17 protein-coding genes and 2 pseudogenes are annotated in these 22,791 nt (G+C 74.4%); 7 read left to right on the plus strand and 12 right to left on the minus strand.

Annotated features, from left to right (window positions below; translation table 11 throughout):
* Positions 1-137: 137 nt before the first annotated feature.
* The 4 genes and pseudogenes from G7070_RS07245 to ilvD all read left to right on the plus strand — a co-directional run bounded on the left by G7070_RS07245 (position 138) and on the right by ilvD (position 4,337).
* Positions 138-962: a DUF4253 domain-containing protein gene (locus G7070_RS07245; protein ID WP_166233140.1), complete on the plus strand. Its 825-nt coding sequence runs from the start codon at positions 138-140 to the stop codon at positions 960-962.
* Positions 963-1,048: 86 nt separating this feature from the next.
* A complete protein-coding gene (locus G7070_RS07250) occupies positions 1,049-1,888 on the plus strand; it encodes a DUF4253 domain-containing protein (RefSeq protein ID WP_166233142.1) in 840 nt (279 codons plus the stop codon).
* The gene (locus G7070_RS07255; protein ID WP_166233144.1) at positions 1,885-2,379 is read left to right on the plus strand and encodes a hotdog fold domain-containing protein; all 495 of its coding nucleotides are present in this window, start codon (positions 1,885-1,887) and stop codon (positions 2,377-2,379) included. The genes G7070_RS07250 and G7070_RS07255 overlap by 4 nt, the downstream gene beginning before the upstream one ends.
* A gap of 97 nt (positions 2,380-2,476) precedes the next feature.
* A pseudogene (gene ilvD, locus G7070_RS19835) lies at positions 2,477-4,337 on the plus strand (dihydroxy-acid dehydratase).
* 26 nt (positions 4,338-4,363) lie between these two features.
* Here the strand turns inward: ilvD and G7070_RS07265 are convergent.
* The 6 genes and pseudogenes from G7070_RS07265 to G7070_RS07285 all read right to left on the minus strand — a co-directional run bounded on the left by G7070_RS07265 (position 4,364) and on the right by G7070_RS07285 (position 8,483).
* Positions 4,364-5,074 (minus strand): hypothetical protein, encoded by a 711-nt coding sequence (locus G7070_RS07265; protein WP_166233146.1) that lies wholly within the window; start codon positions 5,072-5,074, stop codon positions 4,364-4,366.
* Between the two features lie 124 nt (positions 5,075-5,198).
* Complete coding sequence (locus G7070_RS07270; protein WP_166233148.1) at positions 5,199-6,347, minus strand: cytochrome P450; 1,149 nt, start codon at positions 6,345-6,347, stop codon at positions 5,199-5,201.
* A gap of 88 nt (positions 6,348-6,435) precedes the next feature.
* Positions 6,436-6,594 (minus strand): DUF6576 domain-containing protein, encoded by a 159-nt coding sequence (locus G7070_RS19840; protein WP_431977937.1) that lies wholly within the window; start codon positions 6,592-6,594, stop codon positions 6,436-6,438.
* Positions 6,595-6,671: 77 nt separating this feature from the next.
* A pseudogene (locus tag G7070_RS07275) lies at positions 6,672-7,247 on the minus strand (rhomboid family intramembrane serine protease); the annotation flags it as partial.
* Positions 7,248-7,277: 30 nt separating this feature from the next.
* Entirely contained in the window at positions 7,278-7,685 is a 408-nt protein-coding gene (locus G7070_RS07280) for a hypothetical protein (RefSeq protein ID WP_166233152.1), read from the minus strand.
* Positions 7,686-7,760: 75 nt separating this feature from the next.
* Positions 7,761-8,483, minus strand: coding sequence for a hydroxyethylthiazole kinase (locus G7070_RS07285; protein ID WP_166233154.1), 723 nt, complete (start codon positions 8,481-8,483; stop codon positions 7,761-7,763).
* Between the two features lie 128 nt (positions 8,484-8,611).
* On the opposite strand from G7070_RS07285, the gene G7070_RS07290 reads away from it, so the two are divergent.
* Together G7070_RS07290 and G7070_RS07295 are read left to right on the plus strand one after the other, a co-directional pair.
* On the plus strand, positions 8,612-10,015 hold the full coding sequence (locus tag G7070_RS07290; RefSeq protein WP_166233156.1) for a DUF2252 domain-containing protein: 1,404 nt from the start codon (positions 8,612-8,614) through the stop codon (positions 10,013-10,015).
* A gap of 69 nt (positions 10,016-10,084) precedes the next feature.
* A complete protein-coding gene (locus tag G7070_RS07295; RefSeq protein ID WP_166233158.1) occupies positions 10,085-10,915 on the plus strand; it encodes a shikimate 5-dehydrogenase in 831 nt (276 codons plus the stop codon).
* Positions 10,916-10,963: 48 nt separating this feature from the next.
* On the opposite strand, the gene pdxH is transcribed toward G7070_RS07295, so the two are convergent.
* Positions 10,964-11,596, minus strand: a complete 633-nt coding sequence (pdxH, locus tag G7070_RS07300; RefSeq protein WP_166233160.1) for a pyridoxamine 5'-phosphate oxidase — start codon at positions 11,594-11,596, stop codon at positions 10,964-10,966.
* A gap of 114 nt (positions 11,597-11,710) precedes the next feature.
* Between pdxH and G7070_RS07305 the strand changes: the two genes are divergently transcribed.
* A complete protein-coding gene (locus G7070_RS07305; RefSeq protein ID WP_166233162.1) occupies positions 11,711-14,257 on the plus strand; it encodes a PEP/pyruvate-binding domain-containing protein in 2,547 nt (848 codons plus the stop codon).
* On the opposite strand, the gene G7070_RS07310 is transcribed toward G7070_RS07305, so the two are convergent.
* From G7070_RS07310 to G7070_RS07330, 5 genes are all read right to left on the minus strand, one after another.
* The gene (locus G7070_RS07310) at positions 14,241-17,081 is read right to left on the minus strand and encodes a hypothetical protein (RefSeq protein ID WP_166233164.1); all 2,841 of its coding nucleotides are present in this window, start codon (positions 17,079-17,081) and stop codon (positions 14,241-14,243) included. The genes G7070_RS07305 and G7070_RS07310 overlap by 17 nt on opposite strands.
* Before the next feature lie 78 nt (positions 17,082-17,159).
* The gene (locus G7070_RS07315; RefSeq protein WP_166233166.1) at positions 17,160-18,419 is read right to left on the minus strand and encodes an MFS transporter; all 1,260 of its coding nucleotides are present in this window, start codon (positions 18,417-18,419) and stop codon (positions 17,160-17,162) included.
* A 128-nt stretch (positions 18,420-18,547) separates the two neighbouring features.
* A complete protein-coding gene (locus tag G7070_RS07320; protein WP_166233168.1) occupies positions 18,548-18,808 on the minus strand; it encodes a hypothetical protein in 261 nt (86 codons plus the stop codon).
* Positions 18,790-19,305, minus strand: a complete 516-nt coding sequence (locus tag G7070_RS07325) for a TMEM175 family protein (protein ID WP_431977938.1) — start codon at positions 19,303-19,305, stop codon at positions 18,790-18,792. Before G7070_RS07325 ends, G7070_RS07320 begins: the two co-directional genes overlap by 19 nt.
* Before the next feature lie 39 nt (positions 19,306-19,344).
* A complete protein-coding gene (locus G7070_RS07330) occupies positions 19,345-22,722 on the minus strand; it encodes a pyruvate carboxylase (protein WP_166233172.1) in 3,378 nt (1,125 codons plus the stop codon).
* Between the last annotated feature and the right edge of the window lie 69 nt (positions 22,723-22,791).

Consider the following 22,791-nt stretch of genomic DNA (forward strand, 5'->3'; position numbering starts at 1 on the left):
CCTGGACGCCGCCGGCTCGGCCATCCCCATCCTTCGGCGCGCGTGTCGGCCGGCGCCGCGGCGTCCGTAGGATTCCGCCGAACCAGACGACCAGGTGGAGGAAAGGCATCCGGACGACCTGGGTCTAGCCTGACCGCATGGGACTCTTCGACCGCATCAAGGACTTCCTCGCCGGCGACGCCGGCCCCGCCCCCGCGCCGCTGCCGCCCGTGACCGCCCGCCTCGCGGCGCCCGCGCCGGGCACGGCCGAGACCGTCGCGGCGCTGGGCCTGCCGAACGTCGAGCCGGTGCTCCCCGAGGTGGGCGAGCAACCCGTGGCCTGGCTGATCGAGGCGCCGGCGGACGGCCGGGAGCTGTGGTGCCGGCTCGTCGAGCAGTTCCCCTCGACGGGGCTGTGGCCGCTGATCACGGACGGTCACGACGGCGACATCGACCGCCCGTGGCGCGACCGGGAACTCGACGGACCGGGCACGGAGATCGGCGACGCGCGCGTCGTCCTCACCCGCAGCCTGGCGGACTACGCGGGCGAGGACGACGAGGAGGTGCCCGGCGAGCCGTGGCGGCGCACGCCGGGCGCGCCGGCGTCCGCCACCCGGGAGCAGGGGCCGGTGGACCTGCCCGCCCCGTTCGAGGTCCAGAGCCTGCTGCTCGTCCCCGTCACCCGTCCCGCGGACGCCCCCGCACAGCTCGGCTGGTGGGGCCCCTGCAATTACGGCCTGACCGGCGGCGACGTCTCCGCGGTGCTGCGCTCCTGGGAGGACCGGTTCGGCGCCGTCCTGGTGGGGATCGGCTTCGACACCCTGACCCTGCACGTCGACGCTCCGCCCGCCGGGGAGAACGCCACCCGGCTGGCGCAGGAGTGGTTCGCGTTCTGCCCCGACGCGATCGACCAGGGCGTGGAGTCGATCCAGGCTCTGGCCGAGCTGGCCCACGAGCGGATCTGGTGGTTCTGGTGGGACTGAGCGCCCCGCAGGGATGAGCCTCGCCGACCGGACGCCGCCCGGCGCCGGCCTGTCGCGCCCCGCGGTCGCCCGCTAGCGTGGCCGCCATGGCTGATGAGGAACTGCGCCTCCGGTACCGGGGCTACCCCCCGCCCGTCGGGCCGACGGTCACCACCACCCTGCAGGCGCCAGAACCCGCCCCCACCGACGTCGCCCCGCCGTGCCTGGCGGGCCTGGGCGCCGAACCGGTGCGCGCCGGCGACGGCATCGACCCCCGGCCGATCGCCTGGCTGATCCCGGCGCCCGCCGACGGCCGCGCCGTCTGGTCGGACCTCGTCGCGGCGTTCCCGACGACCGGGTGGTGGCCCGTCATCCTGGACGGCCTCGAGGGCGACGCCGGCGGGCCCTGGCACACCGGGAAGCTCGCCGGACCCGACCAGCAGATCGGCGAGCCGCGGGAGATCCTGGAGCGGACGCGCCTCGCGTTCGGCGTCCCGGACGAGGACGAGGAGGAGTTCGAGGAGTTCGACGCCGACGGCCCCTGGACGCGGCCCATCACCCAGCTCGCCGGCGCGACGACCTTCCCTGGGCCGGTCGCCATCCCCGTGCCGCCGGAGGTGCCCGCGCTGCTCGTGGTGCCCACCGCCCGCCCGGCGGACGTGCCCGCACGGCTCGGCTGGACGGGCGGGTCCGACCGGGAGCTGACCGGCGGCGACGTCACCGCGATCCTGCGGCTGTGGGAGAAGAAGTTCAACGCCGTCCTTCTGGTGCTCGACATCACCGAGGTCGGGGTGTTCGTCCCGTCGCCGCCGACAGGACGGCACGCGGAGCTGATGGCCTGCGAGTTCGCCGCGCTGTCGCCCGAGGACGGCGGGGAGAACTGGGAGACGTTCGGGGAGCTGATGGAGATGGCGCACCGGCGCGCGTGGTGGGTGAGGTTCGAATGAGCGATGTGACGAAGACCTACACGTTGTGGCGCAGGCTGCGGCGGCTGCCCCGCCCGATCGGGACGCGGGTGTTCTCCGTGGCCGCGGCGCTGATGGCGCCGTACTTCCGCACCGTGTTGCCGCACGTCCGCGTCCTGGAGCCGGGGCGCTGCATCGTGACCGCCCCGAAGTGGTGGGGCGTCCAGAACCACATCGGCACGTTCCACGCGATCGCCGCGTGCAACCTCGCCGAGGTGGCGATGGGCATCCTCGCCGAGGCGTCCGTGCCGACCACGCACCGCTGGATCCCCAAGGCGATGGACGCCCGCTACCTCGCCAAGACGACCGGCGGGCTGACCGCCACAGCCGTCCTGGACCCGCTGCCCGACTTCGCGTCGATCACCTCCGGCGTGGACGTCGTCGTCCCCGTCGCCCTGGTGGACGCCGCGGGCGTGGAGTCGGTGCACTGCGACATCACCGTCTGGATCACCCCGGCCAAGAAGCGCCCCTGAGGTCCCGGGGCGGCTGGGCTGGCGCTCCACCGGACGGCTCGCGAGCGGGCGCGCGGGCCGGACTACGCTGGCGCAGATAGCACCAGGAGGAAAAACCATGGGCCAGCTCCGCTCCCGCACCACCACCCACGGCCGCAACATGGCCGGCGCCCGCGCACTCTGGCGCGCCACCGGCATGACGGACAGCGACTTCGGCAAACCCATCGTCGCGATCGCGAACAGCTTCACCCAGTTCGTGCCGGGCCACGTCCACCTCAAGGACATGGGCCAGCTCGTCGCGGGTGCTGTCGCCGAGGCGGGCGGCGTCGGGCGCGAGTTCAACTCGATCGCCGTCGACGACGGCATCGCCATGGGCCACTCCGGCATGCTCTACTCGCTGCCCAGCCGCGAGGTGATCGCCGACTCGCTGGAGTACATGGTCAACGCCCACCAGGCCGATGCGCTGGTGTGCATCTCCAACTGCGACAAGATCACCCCCGGCATGCTGCTGGCCGCGCTGCGGCTCAACATCCCGACCGTCTTCGTGTCCGGCGGCCCGATGGAGGCCGGCCGGATGCTCGGCGACCGGATCGTGTCGGGGGCCCCGACGAGGGCGGCAACGAGCGGCTCGACCTGATCGACGCGATGGTGAAGGCCGTCGACTCCAGCGTCAGCGACGAGCAGATCATGGCGATCGAGCAGAACGCCTGCCCGACCTGCGGGTCGTGTTCGGGCATGTTCACCGCCAACTCGATGAACTGCCTCACCGAGGCGCTGGGGCTGTCGCTGCCGGGCAACGGCTCGACGCTGGCGACGGCGTCGGCGCGCAAGGGCCTGTTCGAGCGCGCCGGGGCGCTGGCGGTCGAGCTGGCCAAGCGGTTCTACGAGGACGACGACGCGTCGGTGCTGCCGCGCGCCATCGCCACCAAGGAGGCGTTCAGCAACGCGATGCGCCTGGACATCGCGATGGGCGGCTCGACCAACACGGTGCTGCACATCCTGGCCGCGGCGCTGGAGGCCGAGGTCGACTTCACCATGGACGACATCGACGCGCTGTCGCGGGTCACCCCGTGCCTGAGCAAGGTCGCCCCGAACACCACCAAGTACTACATGGAGGACGTCCACCGCGCCGGCGGCATGCCCGCCATCCTGGGCGAGCTGCGCCGCGGCGGGCTGCTGGACGAGAACGTGCACGCGGTGCACTCCCCTCGCTGGCCCAGTGGCTCGACGACTGGGACATCCGCGGCGGCCACGCCACGCCCGAGTCGCTGGACCTGTGGTACGCCGCGCCCGGCGGCGTCCGGACGACCGAGGCGTTCAGCTCCACCAACCGCTGGACCGACCTGGACACCGACGCCGAGGACGGCTGCATCCGCTCGGTCGAGCACGCCTACACCCGCGACGGTGGCCTGGGCGTCCTGAAGGGCAACATCGCCCTGGACGGCGCCATCGTGAAGACGGCCGGCGTCCCGGAGGACCAGTGGGTGTTCTCGGGTCCGGCGAAGGTCGCCGAGAGCCAGGACGAGGCGGTGGAGATGATCCTCGGCGGCAAGATCGTCGCCGGCGACGTCGTCGTGGTGCGCTACGAGGGCCCCAAGGGTGGCCCGGGCATGCAGGAGATGCTCTACCCGACGTCCTACCTCAAGGGCGTGGGCCTGGGCCCGAAGTGCGCGCTGATCACCGACGGCCGGTTCTCCGGCGGGTCGTCCGGGCTGTCGCTGGGGCACATCAGCCCCGAGGCAGCCTCCGGCGGCGCCATCGGCCTGATCCGCGACGGCGACATCGTCTCGATCAACATCCCGGAGCGCTCGATCGACGTGGAGGTCTCCGACGAGGAGCTCGCCCAGCGCCGCGCCGAGCAGGACGCCGCGGGGTGGAAGCCGGTCGACCGTGAGCGTCACGTCAGCAACGCGCTGAAGATCTACGCGTCGCTGGCGCTGTCGGCCGACAAGGGCGCCGCCCGCCGCCAGCTCGACTGAGCCCGGGCGCGCCCGGGCGGCGAAGGCTAGCCCGGCCGGCCCATCGCGACCAGGGAGATCAGGAAGGCCCAACCGCCGGTGAGCCGGCGCTCGGTCGGGCGGTGCGCGGTCACGGCCGCCTGGGTCAGGAACGCGAGCGCCACCACCGCGGCGAGCGGGCTGATCAGGAGCCAGAACCACGCCCAGCGGGTGGCGAACCGAGGCTCCGGGCCGGCGATCAGCAGCCCCAGCGTCGCCGCGGCCACCACGAGCGGCCACGCGACCAGGCCGATCGGGACGCGCCAGCCCGCGAGCAGGCCCACGGTGCGCGCGGCGGGCTTGCTGGTGATCTCCAGGTCGGGGCGCAGCGCGCGCAGCGCCTCCTGGACCGACCCCTCGACGATCTCCAGCCGGGTGTCGGTCGGGCCCGTCCCCTGCTCGGGGTCGCCGAGCCTGACCAGGACGTCGGTGTGGTGGCGCCACGGCCCCTGGGTCCACAGCACCACCGCCGCCATGTGACCGACCGCCTCGGGCCCGACGTCGTCGCCCTCCACCGTGACGGCGACCACGTCGCCCGCGCGCACGGCGGCGGTCAGCTCGCCCCAGGACGCCGGGCGCGCCCCCACCAGCACCACGATGACGCCCAGCAGCAGGACCGCCGCGACCAGCACGCCCGCGAACACCCGGACGCCGCGGGCGTTGCGCGTGGGGACCGGCGACGTCGGCGTCGTCGCGGCGGGGGCACCGGGAAGGTCCATGAGCCTCACGCTAGCCGCGCGCGGACGGCTGCGGGCGGCCCTGGGGCGTCTCGTCGGGCCGGCGGCGGCACGCGGCGCGCGGCCGGCGCCTCGGGCGGAGGATCGCCGGCACCGACGGCCGGGTTCAGGTGAGGATCACCGGGACCGCGGCCCAACCGCCGACCGGGTGCACCTCGCGGACGGGGTGGTCCTCGCCGCGGTCGATCCAGGAGGTGGCCTCCAGCAGCGCGCGCACCGCGATCCGCAGCTCCACCGTCGCGAGCGTGCGGCCCGGGCAGACGTGCCGTCCGATGCCGTACACGAGGTTGTCGGCGGCGTGCCCGACGGGGTCGAAGCCGTCCGGATCGCCGAACACAGCCTCGTCGCGGTTGGCCGACGTCCAGTGCAGCTTCACCTTCGCGCCCGCCGGGATGTCGACCCCGGACATCGTGACGGGGCAGGTGGTGACCCGCCGGTTGGAGACGAACGGGTCGTCGATGCGCAGCAGTTCGTCGATCGCCGCGTCCAGCTCGGCGTCCCCGACGCCGGCGCGCAGGCGCCGCTGCAGGTCGGGCTGAGAGGCCAGGTCGTGCAGCAGGACGCCGACGCACAGTGCGATCGAGCCCAGGTCGCCGCCGGTCCAGTTGCGCAGCACCGAGACGATCTCCTCGTGCCGCAGCGGCCGGCCGTCGACCTCGACCCGCATCAGCGCCGACGTCAGGTCGTCGCCGAGCACCTCGCCCCCGGGGCCGCGGCGCGGCGCGAGCACCGACTCGATGAGGGCGTCGAACTCGGCGGCGACGGCGGCCAGCCGGTCGCGGTCGCCGGCGCGGCTCGCCGCGTGGTTGGCGCTCACCCAGGCCACCAGGGGATCCTCGAGTTCCGCCGGCCACCCGAGCCACGCGCTCTGGGCGCGGACGGCGAAGACGGCGCCGATCTCGTCCACGGCGTCGATCGCGTCCCCCCGCGGCAGCTCGGACGCCAACCGCGCGGCCAGTGCGGCGAACAGCGGCTCCGCGGGCGCGATCGCCTCGGGTGTGAGGAAGGGGTCGAGCGCGGCGCGGAACCGGGTGTGCTCGTCGCCGTCCAGCCCGTTGGGGATCTGCAGGTGCGCCGACACCGCGCTGGAGAACGTCGCGTCGTCCAGGGCGGCGGCCTTCACGTCCGCGTGGCGCAACAGCACCCACTCGTCGCGCACGTTGTGCACCACCGGGTTGCGGTGGCGCAGCGCGTCGGTGAGCGCGCGGGCGTCGCGCCCGGCGGGGGAGATCTCTTCGGGGAGATGGTCGGTCATCCGCGGCAGCCTTCCTCAGGGAGGATTCCACCCTAGGACGGTCACGGACGGCGGGGGCCGCCCGCGGAAGGTTCGCGGGCGGTCAGCCTCAGTTGGACTGGCGGCGCTGGCGCAGCTTCTCCAGCTCGCGGCGCTCGGCCGGGCTGAGGCTGTGCAGCCCCTGGGTGCCGATCTTCTCCAGCAGCTCGTCGATGCGTTCGGCGTCGGACGCGCGGCGCTGCGCCACCCGCTGCTCGGCGCGGGGCACCTCGGGGCGCGCGGCGCCTGCTTGCGTCCGGGGAGGAACGACAGGTCGCTCAGCAGCCCAGCCCGACGCGCCATGACCGCGGTGAACAGCAGCGCGCCCACCAGCGTGATGAGGTCGGCCCAGCGGGCGCCGGCGAGCATGAGCAGCAGTTGCAGGCCCAGCAGCACGGTCCCCACCACCCAGGCGCGGATCCCGAAGAAGAACGGCCGCTGCGGGTACTCGGCGATCCACAGCAGCAGCACGATGAACTGGATGAGCCCCAGCCCGTACATCTGGCCCGACCCGCTGACGAGGTGCACGACCAGGGAGATCACCGTGAGCGACGCCCACATCCCCACGTAGAGCGTCGCCATCGACCGGCGGCCGACCTGCGCCTCCAGGTCACGGCCGAAGTACCACAGCAGCACCAGGGACAGGATCGTCCACAGCGACAGGGAGTCGACGAACGGCCAGGTGAACACCCGCCAGACCTGGCCGGCCAGGACCGCGCGCGGGTCCAGGAACAGGGCGCCGGCGAGCGTCGGGGCGAAGGTCGAGGCGATCGTGCCGACCGCGCCGAGCAGCGCGAGCAGCAGCGTCGTGTTCACATCGAGGCGGCCGATCCGGAACCAGGCCTCGCCCGAGTTGTCACGGGACACGTTGAAGGGTGGCACTCCTCCAGAGTGCCAGATGGCGGCGCCGGATCAGGCCTGCGGGGCCGCCGAATCCGGGGCGGAGGCCGGCTGGCGCATCGCGAGCACGAACAGCGACAGCGCGCCGAGCACGATCAGGACGCCGAGGATGATGTGCACCATCGTCACGTGCATCTCCCCCAGGGCGTACTGGACCAGCGACAGCCCGAAGACGCCGAACGCGTGCCCGATGCCGCCCTTGTTCCCCGACAGCTTCGCGTAGCGCAGCGCAGCGAGGCTCGCCAGCAGGGAGGTGACCACGAACAGCATCGCGAACCCGGCGTGCGCCGGGCGGATGCCGCCGTCGCTGGTCAGGAGGGAGCCCAGGATGCCGAGCACGAGGGCGACGGCCGCGCTGATGCCGGACGTGATCCGGTAGAGGCGCTGCCAGGTGTTCAGAGCAGGATTCGCGTTAACCACGCCCGCCAGCCTAGTGCGGCGTCCGGACGCCGCCGCGGAGGCTGGCGGACACCGTCCCGGACCCCGGCCGGCGTCCTAGACCTTCAGGTACTCCGCGATCTCGTCGCCGCGGACGGTCCACAGGGCGTCGATGAGCGTCGTGCGGAACGACGCCGGCCCGCGGGCGTGCTCCTCGGCGCGCTCCGAGGCCAGCGCCAGCCAGGCGGCGCCCGCCAGGGACGCCTCGAGCGGCCCCGTCATCACCGCGCACGCGCCGATCAGCGCGGAGACCGCCGAGCGGACGCCGGGGATCTGCGCCAGCATCTCCGAGCCGCGAGGCACGTCGACCTCGCGCCCGCCGTACGTCACGCGCTCCGCCGACTCGCCCCACACGATCGCGGCGTCCACGCCGTCGCCGGAGAAGCCGCCGATCTCCTCGGGATGGACGCGCACGATGGTCGGCCGGTGCGCGAGCAGCGCGTCCACGCGGCCGCGATCCAGGGGCAGCGAGCCCAGCGGCGTCAGGTCGAGCACCCACGGCTGGCCGGCCTGGTCCAGGCGGGCGGCCGTGGCGACGATCGCGTCGTTCCACTCCGAGCTGAGCGCCGCGAGGTCCATCACGACCGCCTCGGCCCCGCCCGCCGCCGCGAGGGCGTCGGGGGAGGTTCCGGTCACCAGCGAGCGCGCGCCGACGCCGTGGAGGGTGTCGGCGACGAAGGGCGTCGCGGCGCGCGGGGCCACGCACTGGATGTGGGGCGCGCTCTCGCGCACCGCCTCGGCGGCGAACCCGATGGTCAGGGCGAGGCCGGAACGGGACATCGAGGTCCTCCTCAGGTGGTGGTGCTGGCTCGCCTGCCAGTATGGCCGAGACCGCCGCCCGGCACACCCCGCAACCCGCCAGGGCCCCCTGGTTTCCTCCCCGCGGGCGCTGGTCCAAGATGGGCTGCATGCAGCAGGCCTCGACCGCCGAGCACTTCTCGGACGCCTTCAGCTCGTTCCGCATCCCCGCCACGGACCGGCGCGAACGGGTCGACCACGGCAAGTCGCTGCGGGAGGCGACGCCGCACGCGGCGCTCGGCGCCTGGGCGCCGGCGGACAACCGCCCCGGCGTCATCGACCTCATCGAGGCCAGCGCGTACGGCCGGCTGCCCTGGCTGTTCGGCGTCCGGAACGCCCGGATGGCGGCGTCCCCGTTCGGGATGCTGCGCGGATCCGCGGCGATGATGGCCTGGGACGTCGCGAACCTGCCCGCCACCGGCGTCCAGACCGTGGCGTGCGGCGACGCGCACATCGGCAACATCGGCTTCTACCGCAGCCCCGAGGGCAACCAGGTGATCGACCTCAACGACTTCGACGAGGCGCACACGGGCTGCTGGGAGTGGGACCTGCGGCGGCTCACGGCGTCCATCTGGGTGCTGGGGCGCGACAACGGCGCCACCGAGGAGCAGTGCGAGGAGGCCGTCCGGCACTGCGTGGCGGCCTACCGCGACGAGGTCAGCTTCCTGTCCAAGCAGCCGCTGCTGTGGCGGGCCTACGACCAGCTCGACCTGGAGAACCTGCACTCGACCGTCACCGAGGAGGCGCTGCGCGACGAGATCATCCGCGCCGCGACCGCCGCCCGCAAGCGCACCTCCGACCGCAAACTGCCCAAGCTCACCGGCGGTGCCACCACGGCGTCCCGGATCGTCGACGACCCGCCGCTGGTGACCCACCCCGACCCGGCCGAGGTGGAGGCGCTGGCCCAGGGGCTGGACGCCTACCTGACGACCCTGACGCCGCAGTGGCGCCGCATCGTGGGCGGCTACACGCTCGTCGACATCGCCCACAAGGTGGTCGGGGTCGGCTCGGTGGGGCTGCGCGCCTGGGTGGCCCTGCTGGTGGGCTCGCGCGAGGACGACGTGCTGTTCCTGCAGCTCAAGCAGGCGCAGCGCTCGGTGCTGGCGCCGTTCGTGCACGGCGAGCGGGCCTGGCACGAGCACCAGGGCCAACGCGTCGTGGAGTACCAGCAGGTGCTGCAGACCGTCTCGGACCCGCTGCTGGGCTGGACGACCGTCGGCGAGCACCAGTACTACGTCCGCCAGTACCGCAACATGAAGGGCGGCGTCCCGCTGGACAACATGCCGCCCGCCTCGCTGATCGACTACTCGGGCATCACCGGCCACCTGCTCGCGAAGGGCCACGCCCGCACGTCGGGCGCCTCGATCATCTCGGGCTACCTCGGCAAGAAGGAGTCCGCCGTGGACGCCTTCGTCGCGTGGGCGCGCGCCTACGCGGACCAGACCGAGGCCGACCACGCCGAGTTGGTGGCGGCCATCGCCGCCGGACGCCTCCCCAGCGAACCCGGGGTCTGAGCCACCCACCGGCACCCGCCCGCCTGCCTCCCGTTAGGGTGGCGCCACCGACATCCCCGGGAGGGAACCATGCGCGAGATCGCCACCGGCCTCACCAAGGACACGACGCTGTGCATCTCGCTGTCGGGACGCCCCGGCAACACCGGCACCCGCTTCCACAACTGGCTCTACGACGCCCTGGGCCTCGACTTCGTCTACAAGGCGTTCACCACGACCGACATCGCCGCGGCCATCGCCGGCGTGCGCGGGCTGGGCATCCGCGGCTGCGCCGTGTCGATGCCGTGGAAGTCCGACGTGATCGCGCTGGTCGACGAGCTGGACGCCTCCGCGCGCGCCATCGACTCGGTCAACACCATCGTCAACACCGACGGTCGCCTGGTGGCCCACAACACCGACTACGTCGCGGTCGCCTCGCTGCTGGCCTCCCACCGCGTCCCGGCCGACCGCGCGGCCGCCGTGCTCGGCTCGGGAGGGATGGCGAAGGCGACCGTCGCCGCCCTGCGCGACGCGGGCTTCGGCGACGTCACCGTCGTGGCCCGCAACGAGGCGAGCGGGGCCGCGCTGGCGCAGCGCTACGGCTGCGCCTGGGCGCCGGAGCTGGGCGACGTACGCCCGGCGACGCTGGTCAACTGCACCCCGGTCGGGATGGCGGGCGGGCCCGAGGCGTCCGACCTGCCGGTCCCCGTGGACGCCGTCGCGGCGGCCGACGTGGTGTTCGACATGGTGCCGATGCCCGCCCGGACGCCGCTGATCGAGGCCGCGGACGCCCGCGGCAAGACGATCATCACCGGCGCCGAGGTGATGAGCCTGCAGGCGCTGGAGCAGTTCGTGCTCTACACCGGCGTCCGGCCCGACCCCGCCCTGGTCGCCGAGGCGACGGCGTTCTCGCGGCTCAGCTGACTGTCCCGGACCCGTCCGGGCCGCATCACAGCTGCCGACGGGCCGGGATCAGGGGGCGAGGCGCTCGCGCACCCAGTCGGTGCCGTGCAGGCGGTAGCGGAGCCGGTCGTGCAGCCGGGAGTCGCGGCCCTGCCAGAACTCCCAGGTGTCGGGCAGCAGCCGGTAGCCGCCCCAGGACGGCGGCCGCTGCGGGTCCTCGCCGTGGCGGCGCTCCGCGTCCGAGGCCGCCCGCTCCAGCAGCGCCCGGTCGGGGATGACCGTCGACTGCACCGCCGCCCACGCCCCGAGCCGGCTGCCCAGCGGCCGGGACCGGTAGTACGCGTCGGACTCCTCCGGCGACACCCGCACCACCTCGCCCTCGATCCGCACCTGCCGCTCGAGCGGCGCCCAGAAGAACAGCAGCGCCGCCTGCGGGTTCGCGGCCAGATCCTCGCCCTTGCGCGAGTCGTAGTGGGTGAACCACACCAGGCCGCGCTCGTCGAACTCCTTCAGCAGCACAGTGCGCGCCGAGGGCCGGCCGCGCAGGTCCGCGGTCGCCAGGCTCATGGCGTTGGCCTCCACCCCGTCCAGCGTCCGGGCCTCCTCGAACCAGCGCGTGAACAGCGCGAGCGGGTCCGCGCCCGCGGCGTCCTCGTCGAGCGCGCCCTTCACGTACGCCTGCCGCAGCCCCGAAACGTCCATGCCGACACCCTAGAACGGCGTCGGGGTCCACGGGCCGGGATGCGGGCCGCCCGCCCCTCGGACGGCCCCACCGTCGCCCGATAACTGCCCTCACGCGGTGGAATACTGACGGGCATGAGCGCATCGGGGGATCTTGGCGGTAAGGGCGCCAACCTCGTGATCCTGCGGGAGGCCGGGCTGCCGGTCCCCCCGTTCGTCGTGCTGCCCACCGGCGAGTACGACACCTTCGTGTCCGAGTCGGGCCTGGAGGCCCGGATCGCCTCCGCGCTGCGGCGCGGCGCCGCGGCCGCGTCCGACGAGATCCGGGCCGCGTTCACCGGGGCCACCATGGGCGCCGAGCAGCGCGTCCGCGTCCTGGACGCCGTGGCGCACGTCGCCGACGGCCCGGTCGCGGTCCGCAGTTCCGCCACCGCCGAGGACCTGCCGGGCATGAGCTTCGCCGGGCAGCAGGACAGCTTCCTCAACGTCGTGGGCGCGCCCGCGATCCTCGAGGCCGTCGTCGCCTGCTGGGCCTCGCTGTGGACCGAGCGGGCCATCGCCTACCGCGATCGGCTCGGCTTCGACCAGGCCGAGGTCAGCCTCGCGGTGGTCGTCCAGACCATGGTGGACGCCGACGCGGCGGGCGTCCTGTTCACGGCCAACCCGCGCACCGGACGCCGCGACGAGACGGTCGTGGACGCCGCCTTCGGGCTGGGCGACGCGCTCGTCTCGGGCGCCGTCATCCCCGACAACTACGTCCTCGACCCCGAGACCGGCGCGCTGCGCGAGCGCGTCCTGGCCGGTTCGCGCGCGGCGCTGAACGCCACGCAGCTGGAGGCGCTGGTCGCGCTCGGGCGGCGCATCGTCGAGCTCTACGACGTCCCCATGGACATCGAGTTCGCGACCCAGGGCGACGAGCTCTTCGTCGTGCAGGCCCGCCCGATCACCGGCTTGTACCCCCTGCCGCCGGCCAACCCCAGGCCGCACCCCACCCCGGAGGTGTGGTTCAGCGTCGGGGCCTTCCAGGGCGTCCTGGAACCGCTCACGCCGCTGGGGCAGGACGCCCTGCGGATGATGCTGTCGGCGGCGCCGCGCGTGATCGGGCGCCGCGCCGACTGGCGGAGCAACCGGGCCGTGCAGGTCGCCGGGGAGCGGCTGTGGCTGCGCGTCGACCCCCTGCTGCGCACCCGCGCGACCCGCACCCTCCTGGGCCGGTTCCTGCCCTTCGTGGAGCCGGGCTCCCTCGGGATCCTGAACGCCCTGGGCGAGGAGCCGGGACTGCGGCCCACGCACGCGGCGCCGCCCGCGGCCATCATGGCCGCGCTGGCCGCGTTCGGGTCGCGGGTCGCGTCCCGGGCGCGCATGAACATCCGCAACCCCGAAGCCGGGCGCCGTCACGTGGACCGCGCCGCCGCGCGGCTGGTGGCGGGCGTCCAGGCCGAACTCGCGCGCGCCGCGGGCGCCGCGACGCCGCAGGAGCGGCTGACGGGCCGCGCGCACGCGCTCGTGTCCATGACCGACCAGGCTCTGCCGGCGCTGCTGCCGGTGTTCGGCCCGATCATGGTGCCCTCGATCCTGCAGCTCACCACGCTGCGCGAGCTGGCGGCCAAGACGGGGCTGCCGAACGCCGACGCGCTCGCCCTCAACGTGATGCGGGCGCTGCCGGGCAACGTCACCACCGAGATGGACCTGCGGCTCTCCGACGTGGCCGCCACCATCAAGTCCGACGCGAACGCGTGGGGCTGGGTCGCCGAGACGTCCGCCGACGACCTGGCGCGCCAGTTCCTCGCCGACGGGCTGCCCCGGGTGGCGCAGCGGGCGCTGGGCGACTTCATGGCCGACTACGGCATGCGGGGCGTCGCGGAGATCGACCTCGGCGCCCCCCGCTGGCGCGACGACCCCGCGCCGGTCATGCACACGGTGAAGTCGTACCTGACCCTCCCGGCGGACGCGCAGCCGCGCGCCGTCCACCTGGCCGGCCAGCACGAGGCCGGCCGGTCGATCCGCGCCCTGATGGACGCCTCGACGCCGGGCCGCGCGGACAAGATCCGCCGCGCCGCCAAGGCGATCCGCGGGCTCGCCGGGGCCCGCGAGACCCCGAAGTTCACCATGATCCGAGCGTTCGGGCTGATCCGCGACGGCCTGGACGCCTCGGCGGCCGAACTGGTCGAGCAGGGGCGGCTCGGGGCGGCGTCCGACCTGGTGTTCCTGCGTTTCGACGAGATCACGCGCGCGTTCTCGGCCGACTGGCACGAGGTCGTGGCCCAGCGACGCGAGGCCTACGAGACCGAGAGGCGCCGCACCCAGGTGCCGCGCGTCCTGGTGGAGGACGGCCGCGCCCTGTACGACGGCCTGTCGGCGGGTGAGGGCGACCTGCACGGCGCCGGGGTGTCCCCGGGCGTCGCCGAGGGGCCCGTCCGCGTGGTGCGCGACCCGCGGACGACCCAGCTGGTGCCGGGCGAGATCCTGGTGTGCCCGGGCACCGACCCGGCCTGGACGCCGCTGTTCCTGACCGCGGGCGGGCTCATCACCGAGGTGGGCGGGCTGATGACGCACGGCTCGGTCGTGGCGCGCGAGTACGGCATCCCGGCCGTGGTCGGCGTCCACGACGCGACGACGCGGCTGACCGACGGCCAGCGCATCCGGCTGGACGGCACGTCCGGCGTCATCGAGTTCGTCTAGGCGGGCACCGGCCGGGTGGGCAGCGGGACTCCCGTGGGCGTTCGCCATCCCGGGGCCGGCGATCAGCCCTATCCGCCTGGGCGATCGGGGGTCGGCGACCCGCCCTACCCGCCTGCCACGATCGCCCCCGGGTCGGCAGCTCCGCCCTACCCCTCCTGGGCGGCGAGGTCGGCGCGCAGCATCTCGGCGAGCTGGCGCACCTCCTCGTGGTCGGGGTCCGAGGACCAGTCCTCGGGGTCACCGAGCGCCGCCAGGGCGTCCGCGTACCGCTCGGTCGAGCCGAGCGTGCGGGCGCGGGAGGACCGGAACGCGCGCCGGAGCTGGGCGAAGTCCCCCTCCTCCAGCGGCCGCGCAGCCCCGGCTCGATCAGCGCGTCCGCCTCGAACCGGTTCAGCGCGACATCCGCGGCGTCGAGGGCGGCCAGCGCCTCGTCGAACCGCCCCAGCGTCGTGAGCGGCTTGCTGCACCACCAGTGCGCGAAGGTCTCGGCGTGCGGGTCATCCATGAGCCGCGCCTGCCCCAGTGCCGCCTCGAACGTCGCCAGGGCGTCCGCGTCGTCGTCCTGGCGCCACTGCAGGTGCCCCAACTCCCCCAGCGCGGCGAACGCGCTGCCGGAGGGCCCCAGGGCCGCGTGCTCGCGGACGGCGAGCGCCGCGAACTCCCGGGCGCGTCGCAGGTCGCCGATGTCGGCGTCGTACTCCCCCGCCTGCCCCGCCGCCGACGCCCGGTCGACCGGATCGTCCAGCAGACCCAGCGCCCGCTCGGCGATCTCGGCGGCCTGCACCGGCCGCCCCAGCGCCGACAGCACGGCCGCCTGGTTGAGGATCAGCTGCCCGGCGGGCTGCCGCTGCCGCGCCTCGGCGGCCGCGGCGGACGCCTCGGCGAGCAGCGCCTCGGCGGCGGCCAGGTCGTCGCCGGCCGTGGCGGCCTGCGCACGGTAGGTCAGCGCCTGCGCCCACAGCGTCGGGCAGCCGGCGTCCCAGGCCAGCCGGCCGGCCTCCACGACGGACGCGCTGGCCTCGGCCGGTCGCTCCAGTTCGTCGAGCAGGACGCCGCGGGCCAGCAGCAGGCCGCCGCGTTCGTCGGGCAGTTCGTCGGGCTGCAGCAGGCCGAGCGCCTGCTCGACCGTGGCCAGCGCGAGGAGGGGATCCTCCTCGACCCGCTCCGCGGACGCGGCCGCGATCAGGGCGCGGATCCGCCACGACTCCCGCGCGGCCGGCGCCATCGACGTGAGCGCGTCGGCCAGCCGGGACGCCTCGTCGGAGTCGTCGGCACCCCGCAGCGCCATCAACTGGGCGCGCATCACCTCCTCCAGCGTCCCGATCCGGTCGATCTGGCCCACGATGGCGCGGATGCGGTCGCGGTCGCCGGCCGCGGACGCCATCCGCTCCTCCACCAGCAGCGCCTCGCCCGTCAGGCCGGCGCGGCGATACAGGTCGCGGGCGTGGACCAGCCGCTCGTCGGCGGGGTCCTGCGCGCGGAGGGCCACGTAGCCGCGTACCTCCAGCAGCGCCGCCGCGGTCAGTTGCCAGGAGTCCTCCGAGGTCGCGAGCGCGGCGAGCCGCTCGGCCCGGATCACCTCCCAGGCGGCGGTGATCCGCAGCACCTCGGCCTCGCCGCCGAAGTGGTCGGCGGCCTCGATGGCCGCGGCGAGCGCCCCGATGTCGGTGAGGTCGAGCGCGCGCAGGTCGGGCGAGCCGGGCATGGAGGAGCGCTCCGGCACGGGGATCTCGCTGAGCGGGTGGCGGCCGACCGCGCCCAGGTCGACCGGCCCCAGGTCGGGCGCGGCCAGGATCGCCTCGACCACGTCCCCGATCGCGCCGGTGCCGTTGCGCCGGTCGAACTGTCGCGCCAGCTCGCGGGCACGGGCCTGCAGCCGGTCCGCGGCGTCCCGTGCCCTCTCGCCCGGGACCAGCGGCAGGTCGGCGTGCCCGGCCGCCACGAGCGCGCGGCAGAGCGCGGACGCGTGCGCGCAGAACTCCATCTCCGCCTCGGGCGACGCCGGGTCGGTCAGGTCGCGCCAGCGCGCGCGGAGCAGTTCGACGCCCCGGCCCAGGTTGTGGGTGCGGGCGCAGAACCCGATCAGCCGGCCCGCGATCGAGGTGGCGGCCGACCGGTCGCGGACGGCCCGCCAGGACAGGGCGTGCAGTTCGGCCGCCTCCTCGCCGCGTCCGACGGCCACCAGGGACGGCAGCAGGACCGAGATCGCGTCCTCGGGCTCCTCCGCGCAGCCCAGTTCGCCGGCCAGGACCCGCTCGGCCGCGGCGACGGCCTCCGCGTGCCGCCCCAGGGCCGACAGGTGGCGGGCCATGGTGGTCGGCTCGCAGGCCTCGCAGTCGGACAGGTCGGTGCGCTCGGCGCCGACCCACGCGGCGTAGGCGTCGGACGCCTCCGCCTCGCCCAGGACGTGCGCGTCCAGGATGTACTCCGACTTCAGCACCGGCTGCAGCGCGCGCCGGTGGCGCCCGTAGCGCGCGCGCATCTCGGCGACGGCCTCGCGCGCCCGGCTCAGGTCGGTGTCGGGGACGTCCAGCAGGGCGCCGACGAGCCACTTGTTCATCCACAGCACGGCGTCGACGTCGGCCTCATCGGTGATCCGTCCGGCGTCCAGCCGGTCCAGGAGCCAGCCGAGCGTCTCGGGGAGCCGCTCACCGTCGCCGAAGGTCTGCGCCTGCGCCAGCCCCATCCGGACGGCCACCTGCGCGGCCTCGTCGCCGGAGGCGTCGGCCAGTTCGAGCGCCGAGAGCAGCAGGGGGACCTGCTCCTCGTAGGGGAGACGGTCGGCGTCCTCGATCAGCGCGGTGAGGCGTTCCTTGTCGTCCATGGCACTCCTGGGTTGTGCGGCGGGTGCCCCAACCCTAGGCGCACACCGGGCATCGTCCCGGTCGGCCCGGGAATCCGCTCAGGATCGGGCGGCCGCGGGGCCGAAGACGTCGGTGCGGGCCAGCCGGGCCGCCAGCCCGAGCAGGGCGCACGCCAGGCCGAGCACCACCGGCATCCCGAGCGCCGTGTGCGGGCCGGACGCCTCGATGAGGCCGCCGGCCAGCGACGCCCCGAGGCCGACCCCGGCGGTCATCGCGGTGGACAGCAGCGTCAGGACCAGGGTGTTCCCGGCGCTGGCCAGCCGCTCGGCGGCCGCGTAGCTGGAGACGAGCAGCGGGGCGACGCACAGGCCGGCCGCGAGGCAGGCGGCCGCCAGGGCGACCGGGGTGGCCGCCAGCATCAGGGCCGCGCCCGCGATCGCCAGCAGCGTCCCGGCGCTGATGACGCGGGTCGGGAGCGACCAGCGCGCCAACAGGTGCGTCAGCATGCCCGAGACGGCGCTGCCGACGCCCAGGAAGGCGTAGACGACCCCGGTGAAGCCGGCGGCGGGCGTCTCGGCGAGCGAGGCGGTGACGCCGGTCTGCACCGATCCGAAGACCAGGCCGACGCACAGCGCGACGGCGACCCAGGGGGCCAGCAGGCCGCGGTGGTGGATCCGGCCGCCGACGTGCGCGACCGGCGCGTGCCCGCCGCGGACGCGCGCGGCGAAGCCCAGTTGGGCCACCAGCAGGAGGGCGAGGGAGACGCCCAGCGCGACGACCGGCGACACGGCGGCGGCCAGCGTGGCGCCCAGCACCGGGCCGACGACGAACGAGATCTCGTCGGCGACGGTCTCGTACCCCATCGCGACCTCGACGCGGCGGGACGAGTCGGGCCGGCCGGCGAAGCGGGCCGACCAGGACGCGCGGGCCATGGCGCCGACCTGGGCGTTGGACGCGCCGACGAGGGCGGCGAGCGCCAGCGCGACGCCCAGGGGCGCGCCGGTCCAGGTCAGGGAGATCAGGCCCAGGATGCCGAGCGCCGACGGCGCCGTCAGCCAGATGAGGGTCCGCCGGTGCCCGATCCGGTCGGCGAGCGCGCCGACGAGCGGGGCGCCGACGACGCCGCCCAGGCTCAGCGCGCCGACCATCAGGCCGGCGGCGGCGAAGGATCCGGTGAGCACCCGGCCGTAGACCAGGAGCGTGAGGGGGAGCATCGCGACGGGCAGGCGGGCCAGGAACGCCAGCGCGAGCCAGGACCAGCCGGCGCTGCCGGCGAGCAGGGTGAGGGTGCCCTCGCGGGGAGCGGGGACGCTCGGTGCGGGGGTGTCGGTGGAGAGGGGCTGTCGGGTGAGACTCATGGGTACTCCGTGCGCGCGGATCGGGGTGCGCATCCCCCACCCTGACGCGCGCATGCCTAACAACCGTGAACCAGGATACCCCGCCTGCACCCCTTTCCGCGAGACCGTCCCGCCGAAGGGGGCTCTGGTCAGGGGCGATGCTCCGCCTTGCCGGGCAGCGCCCGGCGGATCAGCCGCTCGGCGGGGCCGACGAGGAACATCAGGAACATGGGGAAGTAGCTCACGCCGGGGACCGTCAGCGCGATGAGCAGCGCGACGCCGAACAGCAGCACCATCGCGAGGTCGGCGGCCAGCCCGTGCAGCACCTGGTCGCGGTAGGCGCTGCCCAGCTCGGGGTGCCGCAGCAGCCACGTCCGCTGCAGCGCCGACATCAGCCCCACCAGCGCCATCCCGCCGATGTAGACGCTCTTGGCGATGGGGTCGCCCGTGGGGCCTGCCCCGACAGCGCGGTGGCGACGGGCAGCCACACGATGCTCAGCAGCCACCCCATCGTGAACCACATCAGCGGCGTGTCGACCCGCTCGACGCGGCGGAACATCTGGTGCTCCCGGACCCAGAACATGGCGATGAGCGCGAAGCTCATCACGAAGCTGAACAGCTGCTGGGAGTGGTGGCCGAGCCAGGCGCCCGCCGTGACCTCCTCGGTGCCGAGTTCCCCGGCCGCCTCCATCAGCGGGAGGATCAGCAGCGTCATCGCGATGGCCACCACAGCGTCCACGAAGGCGGCGGTGCGCTCGGCGCCGAACCTGCTGGGCGGCGCCTCCGGGCGCGCCGCACCCTCCTGCGCGCCGTCGGCGGGCTGCGGCGCGGCGGGCGGCGTCCGGGCTGGTTCCTGGGGGCGGACATCTGCGGCTCCTGACCGGGGGCGGGGGCGTCCCCGAACCAGGTTATGCCCGGTCGGGGTCCCCGCCCACGATCCGGACGCCTACGCGACGACCACCAGCAGGTCGCCGCCCTCGACGGTCTGCGACGGTTGGACGGCCAGCCGCTCGACGGTGCCGGCGACCGGGGAGGTGATCGCGGCCTCCATCTTCATGGCCTCGATCGTCGCGATGGGCGCGCCCGCCTCCACGGTGTCGCCGGGGCGGACCGTGACGGTCACGACGCCGGCGAACGGCGCGGCGACCTCGCCGGGGACGTCGGGGTGCGCCTTCTCCGCGACGGCCTCGACCGCGCCGACGGCCTCGTCGCGCACCAGGACCTGCCGCATCTGGCCGTTGATGGTGGCCAGCACGGGTCGCTGCCCGCGCTCGTCCGGCTCCCCGATCGCCTGCAGGCTCATCAGCAGCGTCTTCCCGCGCTCGATCGGCACGTCGTGCTCCAGGCCGGGCTCGAGCCCGTGCAGGAACTGCCGCGTGGTGAGCACCGAGAGGTCGGAGTACTTCTCGGTGGCCTCCAGGTAGTCCCGGGTGGGGCCGGGGAACAGCAGCCGGTTGAGGGTGGCGCGCGGGTCGGAGTCGAGCGCGGCCGCGTCCGCGTCCGACAGCTCGGTCTCGACCGGGCGGGTGCGGCGTCCGGCCAGCGCCTTGGTGCGGAACGGCTCGGGCCAGCCGCCGGGCGGGTCCCCGAGGTCGCCGTTGAGGAAGCCGATCACCGAGTCGGGGATGTCGTACTTCTGCGGGTCGGCCTCGAACGCCGCCGGGTCGATGCCCTGCCCGACGAGGGCCAGCGCCAGATCGCCGACCACCTTGGAGCTCGGCGTGACCTTGACGATGTTGCCCAGCATGGCGTTCGCGGCCGCGTACATGTCCTCGATCGCCTCGAACCGGTCCCCCAGGCCGAGCGCGATGGCCTGCTGCCGCAGGTTGGACAGCTGGCCGCCCGGGATCTCGTGCCGGTAGACGCGGCCGGTGGGGCCGGGCAGTCCGGACTCGAACGGCCCGTAGAGGTGGCGGACGGCCTCGAAGTACGGCTCGAGGTCGGACGCCGCGTCCAGCGACAGCCCCGTGGCGCGCCCGGTGTCGTCGGTGGCCGCGATCAGCGCCGACAGCGAGACCTGCGACGTGGTGCCCGACCAGGGCGCCGCGGCGGCGTCCACGGCGTCCACACCGGCGCCGATGGCCGCCAGCAGCGTGCCGAGCTGCCCGCCCGCGGTGTCGTGGGTGTGCAGGTGCACCGGCAGGTCGAAGTTCTCGCGCAGCGCCGTGACGAGCCGGGCGGCCGCCGGGGCGCGCAGCAGGCCCGCCATGTCCTTGATCGCCAGGATGTGCGCGCCGGCCTCGACGAGCTGCTCGGCCAGGCGCAGGTAGTAGTCGAGGGTGTAGAGCCGCTCGCCGGGCGAGGTCATGTTGCCCGTGTAGCACAGCGCCGCCTCCGCGACGCCGTGGTCGGTGGCCAGGACCGCCTCGATCGCCGGCCTGATCTGCTCGACGTTGTTGAGCGCGTCGAAGATCCGGAAGATGTCGACGCCCGAGCGGGCCGCCTCCGCGACGAAGGCGTCGGTGACGGCCAGGGGGTAGGGCGTGTAGCCGACGGTGTTGCGCCCGCGCAGCAGCATCTGGATCGGGATGTTGGGCAGCAGCTCGTGCAGCGTGTCGAGCCGGGCCCACGGATCCTCCTTGAGGAACCGCAGCGCCACGTCGTAGGTCGCACCGCCCCAGGCTTCGACCGAGAACAGCTGGGGCAACAGCCGGGCGATGTGGGGGGCGACGTTCATCAGGTCGCGGGTGCGCACGCGGGTGGCGAGCAGGCTCTGGTGCGCGTCGCGGAACGTGGTGTCGGTGACCGCGACCGCCTCCTGGGCGCGCAGCGCGCGGGCGAACCCGGCGGGACCGAGCTCGAGCAGCCGCTGCCGGCTGCCGGCCGGCGGCGGGGCCTGCACGTCGAGCGGCGGCAGCTTGTGGCGCGCGACCACCGGCGTCCGGGGGTCGCCGTAGGGCTTGTTGACGGTGCGCTCGGCGAGGTACTGCAGCAGCTTGGTGGCGCGGTCGGCGCTCTGGCGCGGGTGCAGAAGTTCGGGGCGCTCGTCGATGAAGGACGTGGTGGCGCGCCCGGCCTGGAAGTCCGGGTCGGCCAGCACCGCCCGTAGGAAGCCGATGTTGGTGCTGACGCCGCGGATCCGGAACTCGGCCAGCGCGCGGGCCGCGCGCCGGGCCGCGGTGGCGAAGTCGCGGCCGCGGCAGGTGAGCTTGACCAGCATCGAATCGAAGTGCGCGCCGATCTGGGCGCCGGCGAACACCGTGCCGCCGTCGAGCCGGATCCCGGCGCCGCCCGGCGTCCGGTAGACGCCGATGGTGCCGGTGTCGGGCCGGAAGCCGTTGGCCGGGTCCTCGGTCGTGACGCGGCACTGCAGCGCGGCGCCGCGGACGTGGATGGACTCCTGGGTCAGGCCGAGGTCGGCCAGCGTCTCGCCGGCCGCGATCCGGATCTGGCTGCTGACCAGGTCGACGTCGGTGACCTCCTCGGTCACCGTGTGCTCGACCTGGATCCGCGGGTTCATCTCGATGAACACGTACCGGTCGTCGGCGCCCAGCAGGAACTCCACGGTGCCGGCGTTCACGTAGCCGATGTGGCGGGCGAAGGCGACGGCGTCCGCGCACATCCGGTCGCGCAGGGCGGGGTCGAGGTTGGGGGCCGGGGCGAGCTCGATGACCTTCTGGTGGCGGCGCTGCACCGAGCAGTCGCGCTCGTAGAGGTGGATGACGTCGCCGGTGGCGTCGGCGAGGATCTGCACCTCGATGTGGCGGGGGCTCTCGACGGCCTCCTCCAGGTAGACGCGGGCGTCGCCGAACGCCGCGTCGGCCTCGCGCATGGCCTCGGCGAGGGCGGGCTCGAGGGCGTCGCGCGACTCGACGCGGCGCATGCCGCGGCCGCCGCCACCGCTGACCGCCTTCACGAAGACGGGGAAGCCGATCTCCTCGGACGCCGCCAGCAGCGTCGCCACGTCGGTGGACGGCGCGGAGCCGCGCAGCGTCGGCAGCCCCGCCTCCCGCGCCGCCGCGATCGCCGAGGCCTTGTTGCCCGTCAGCTCCAGCACGGCCTGCGGCGGGCCCACGAACGTGATGCCGGCCGCGGCGCACCGGCCCGCCAGGTCGGGGTTCTCGCTGAGGAAGCCGTAGCCGGGGTAGACGGCGTCCGCGTGCGCCTCCTGCGCGGCCCGCAGCACCCCGTCGACGTCGAGGTAGGCGCGCACCGGGTGACCCTTCTCCCCGATGACGTAGCTCTCGTCCGCCTTGAGCCGGTACTCCGAGAGCCGATCCTCGTACGGGAAGACGGCGACGGTGGTGATGCCGAGCTCGGTGGCCGCGCGGAAGGCGCGGACGGCGATCTCGCCACGGTTGGCGACCAGGATCTTGGCGAACATGGCGGCCAATCTAGGTGACGCGACCCGTGCCGGTCACGGGGGAGGCGTGCCGCCCCCGCCCGGCAGGTG

This window comes from Propioniciclava coleopterorum, assembly GCF_011393335.1.
Lineage (GTDB): Bacteria > Actinomycetota > Actinomycetes > Propionibacteriales > Propionibacteriaceae > Propioniciclava > Propioniciclava coleopterorum.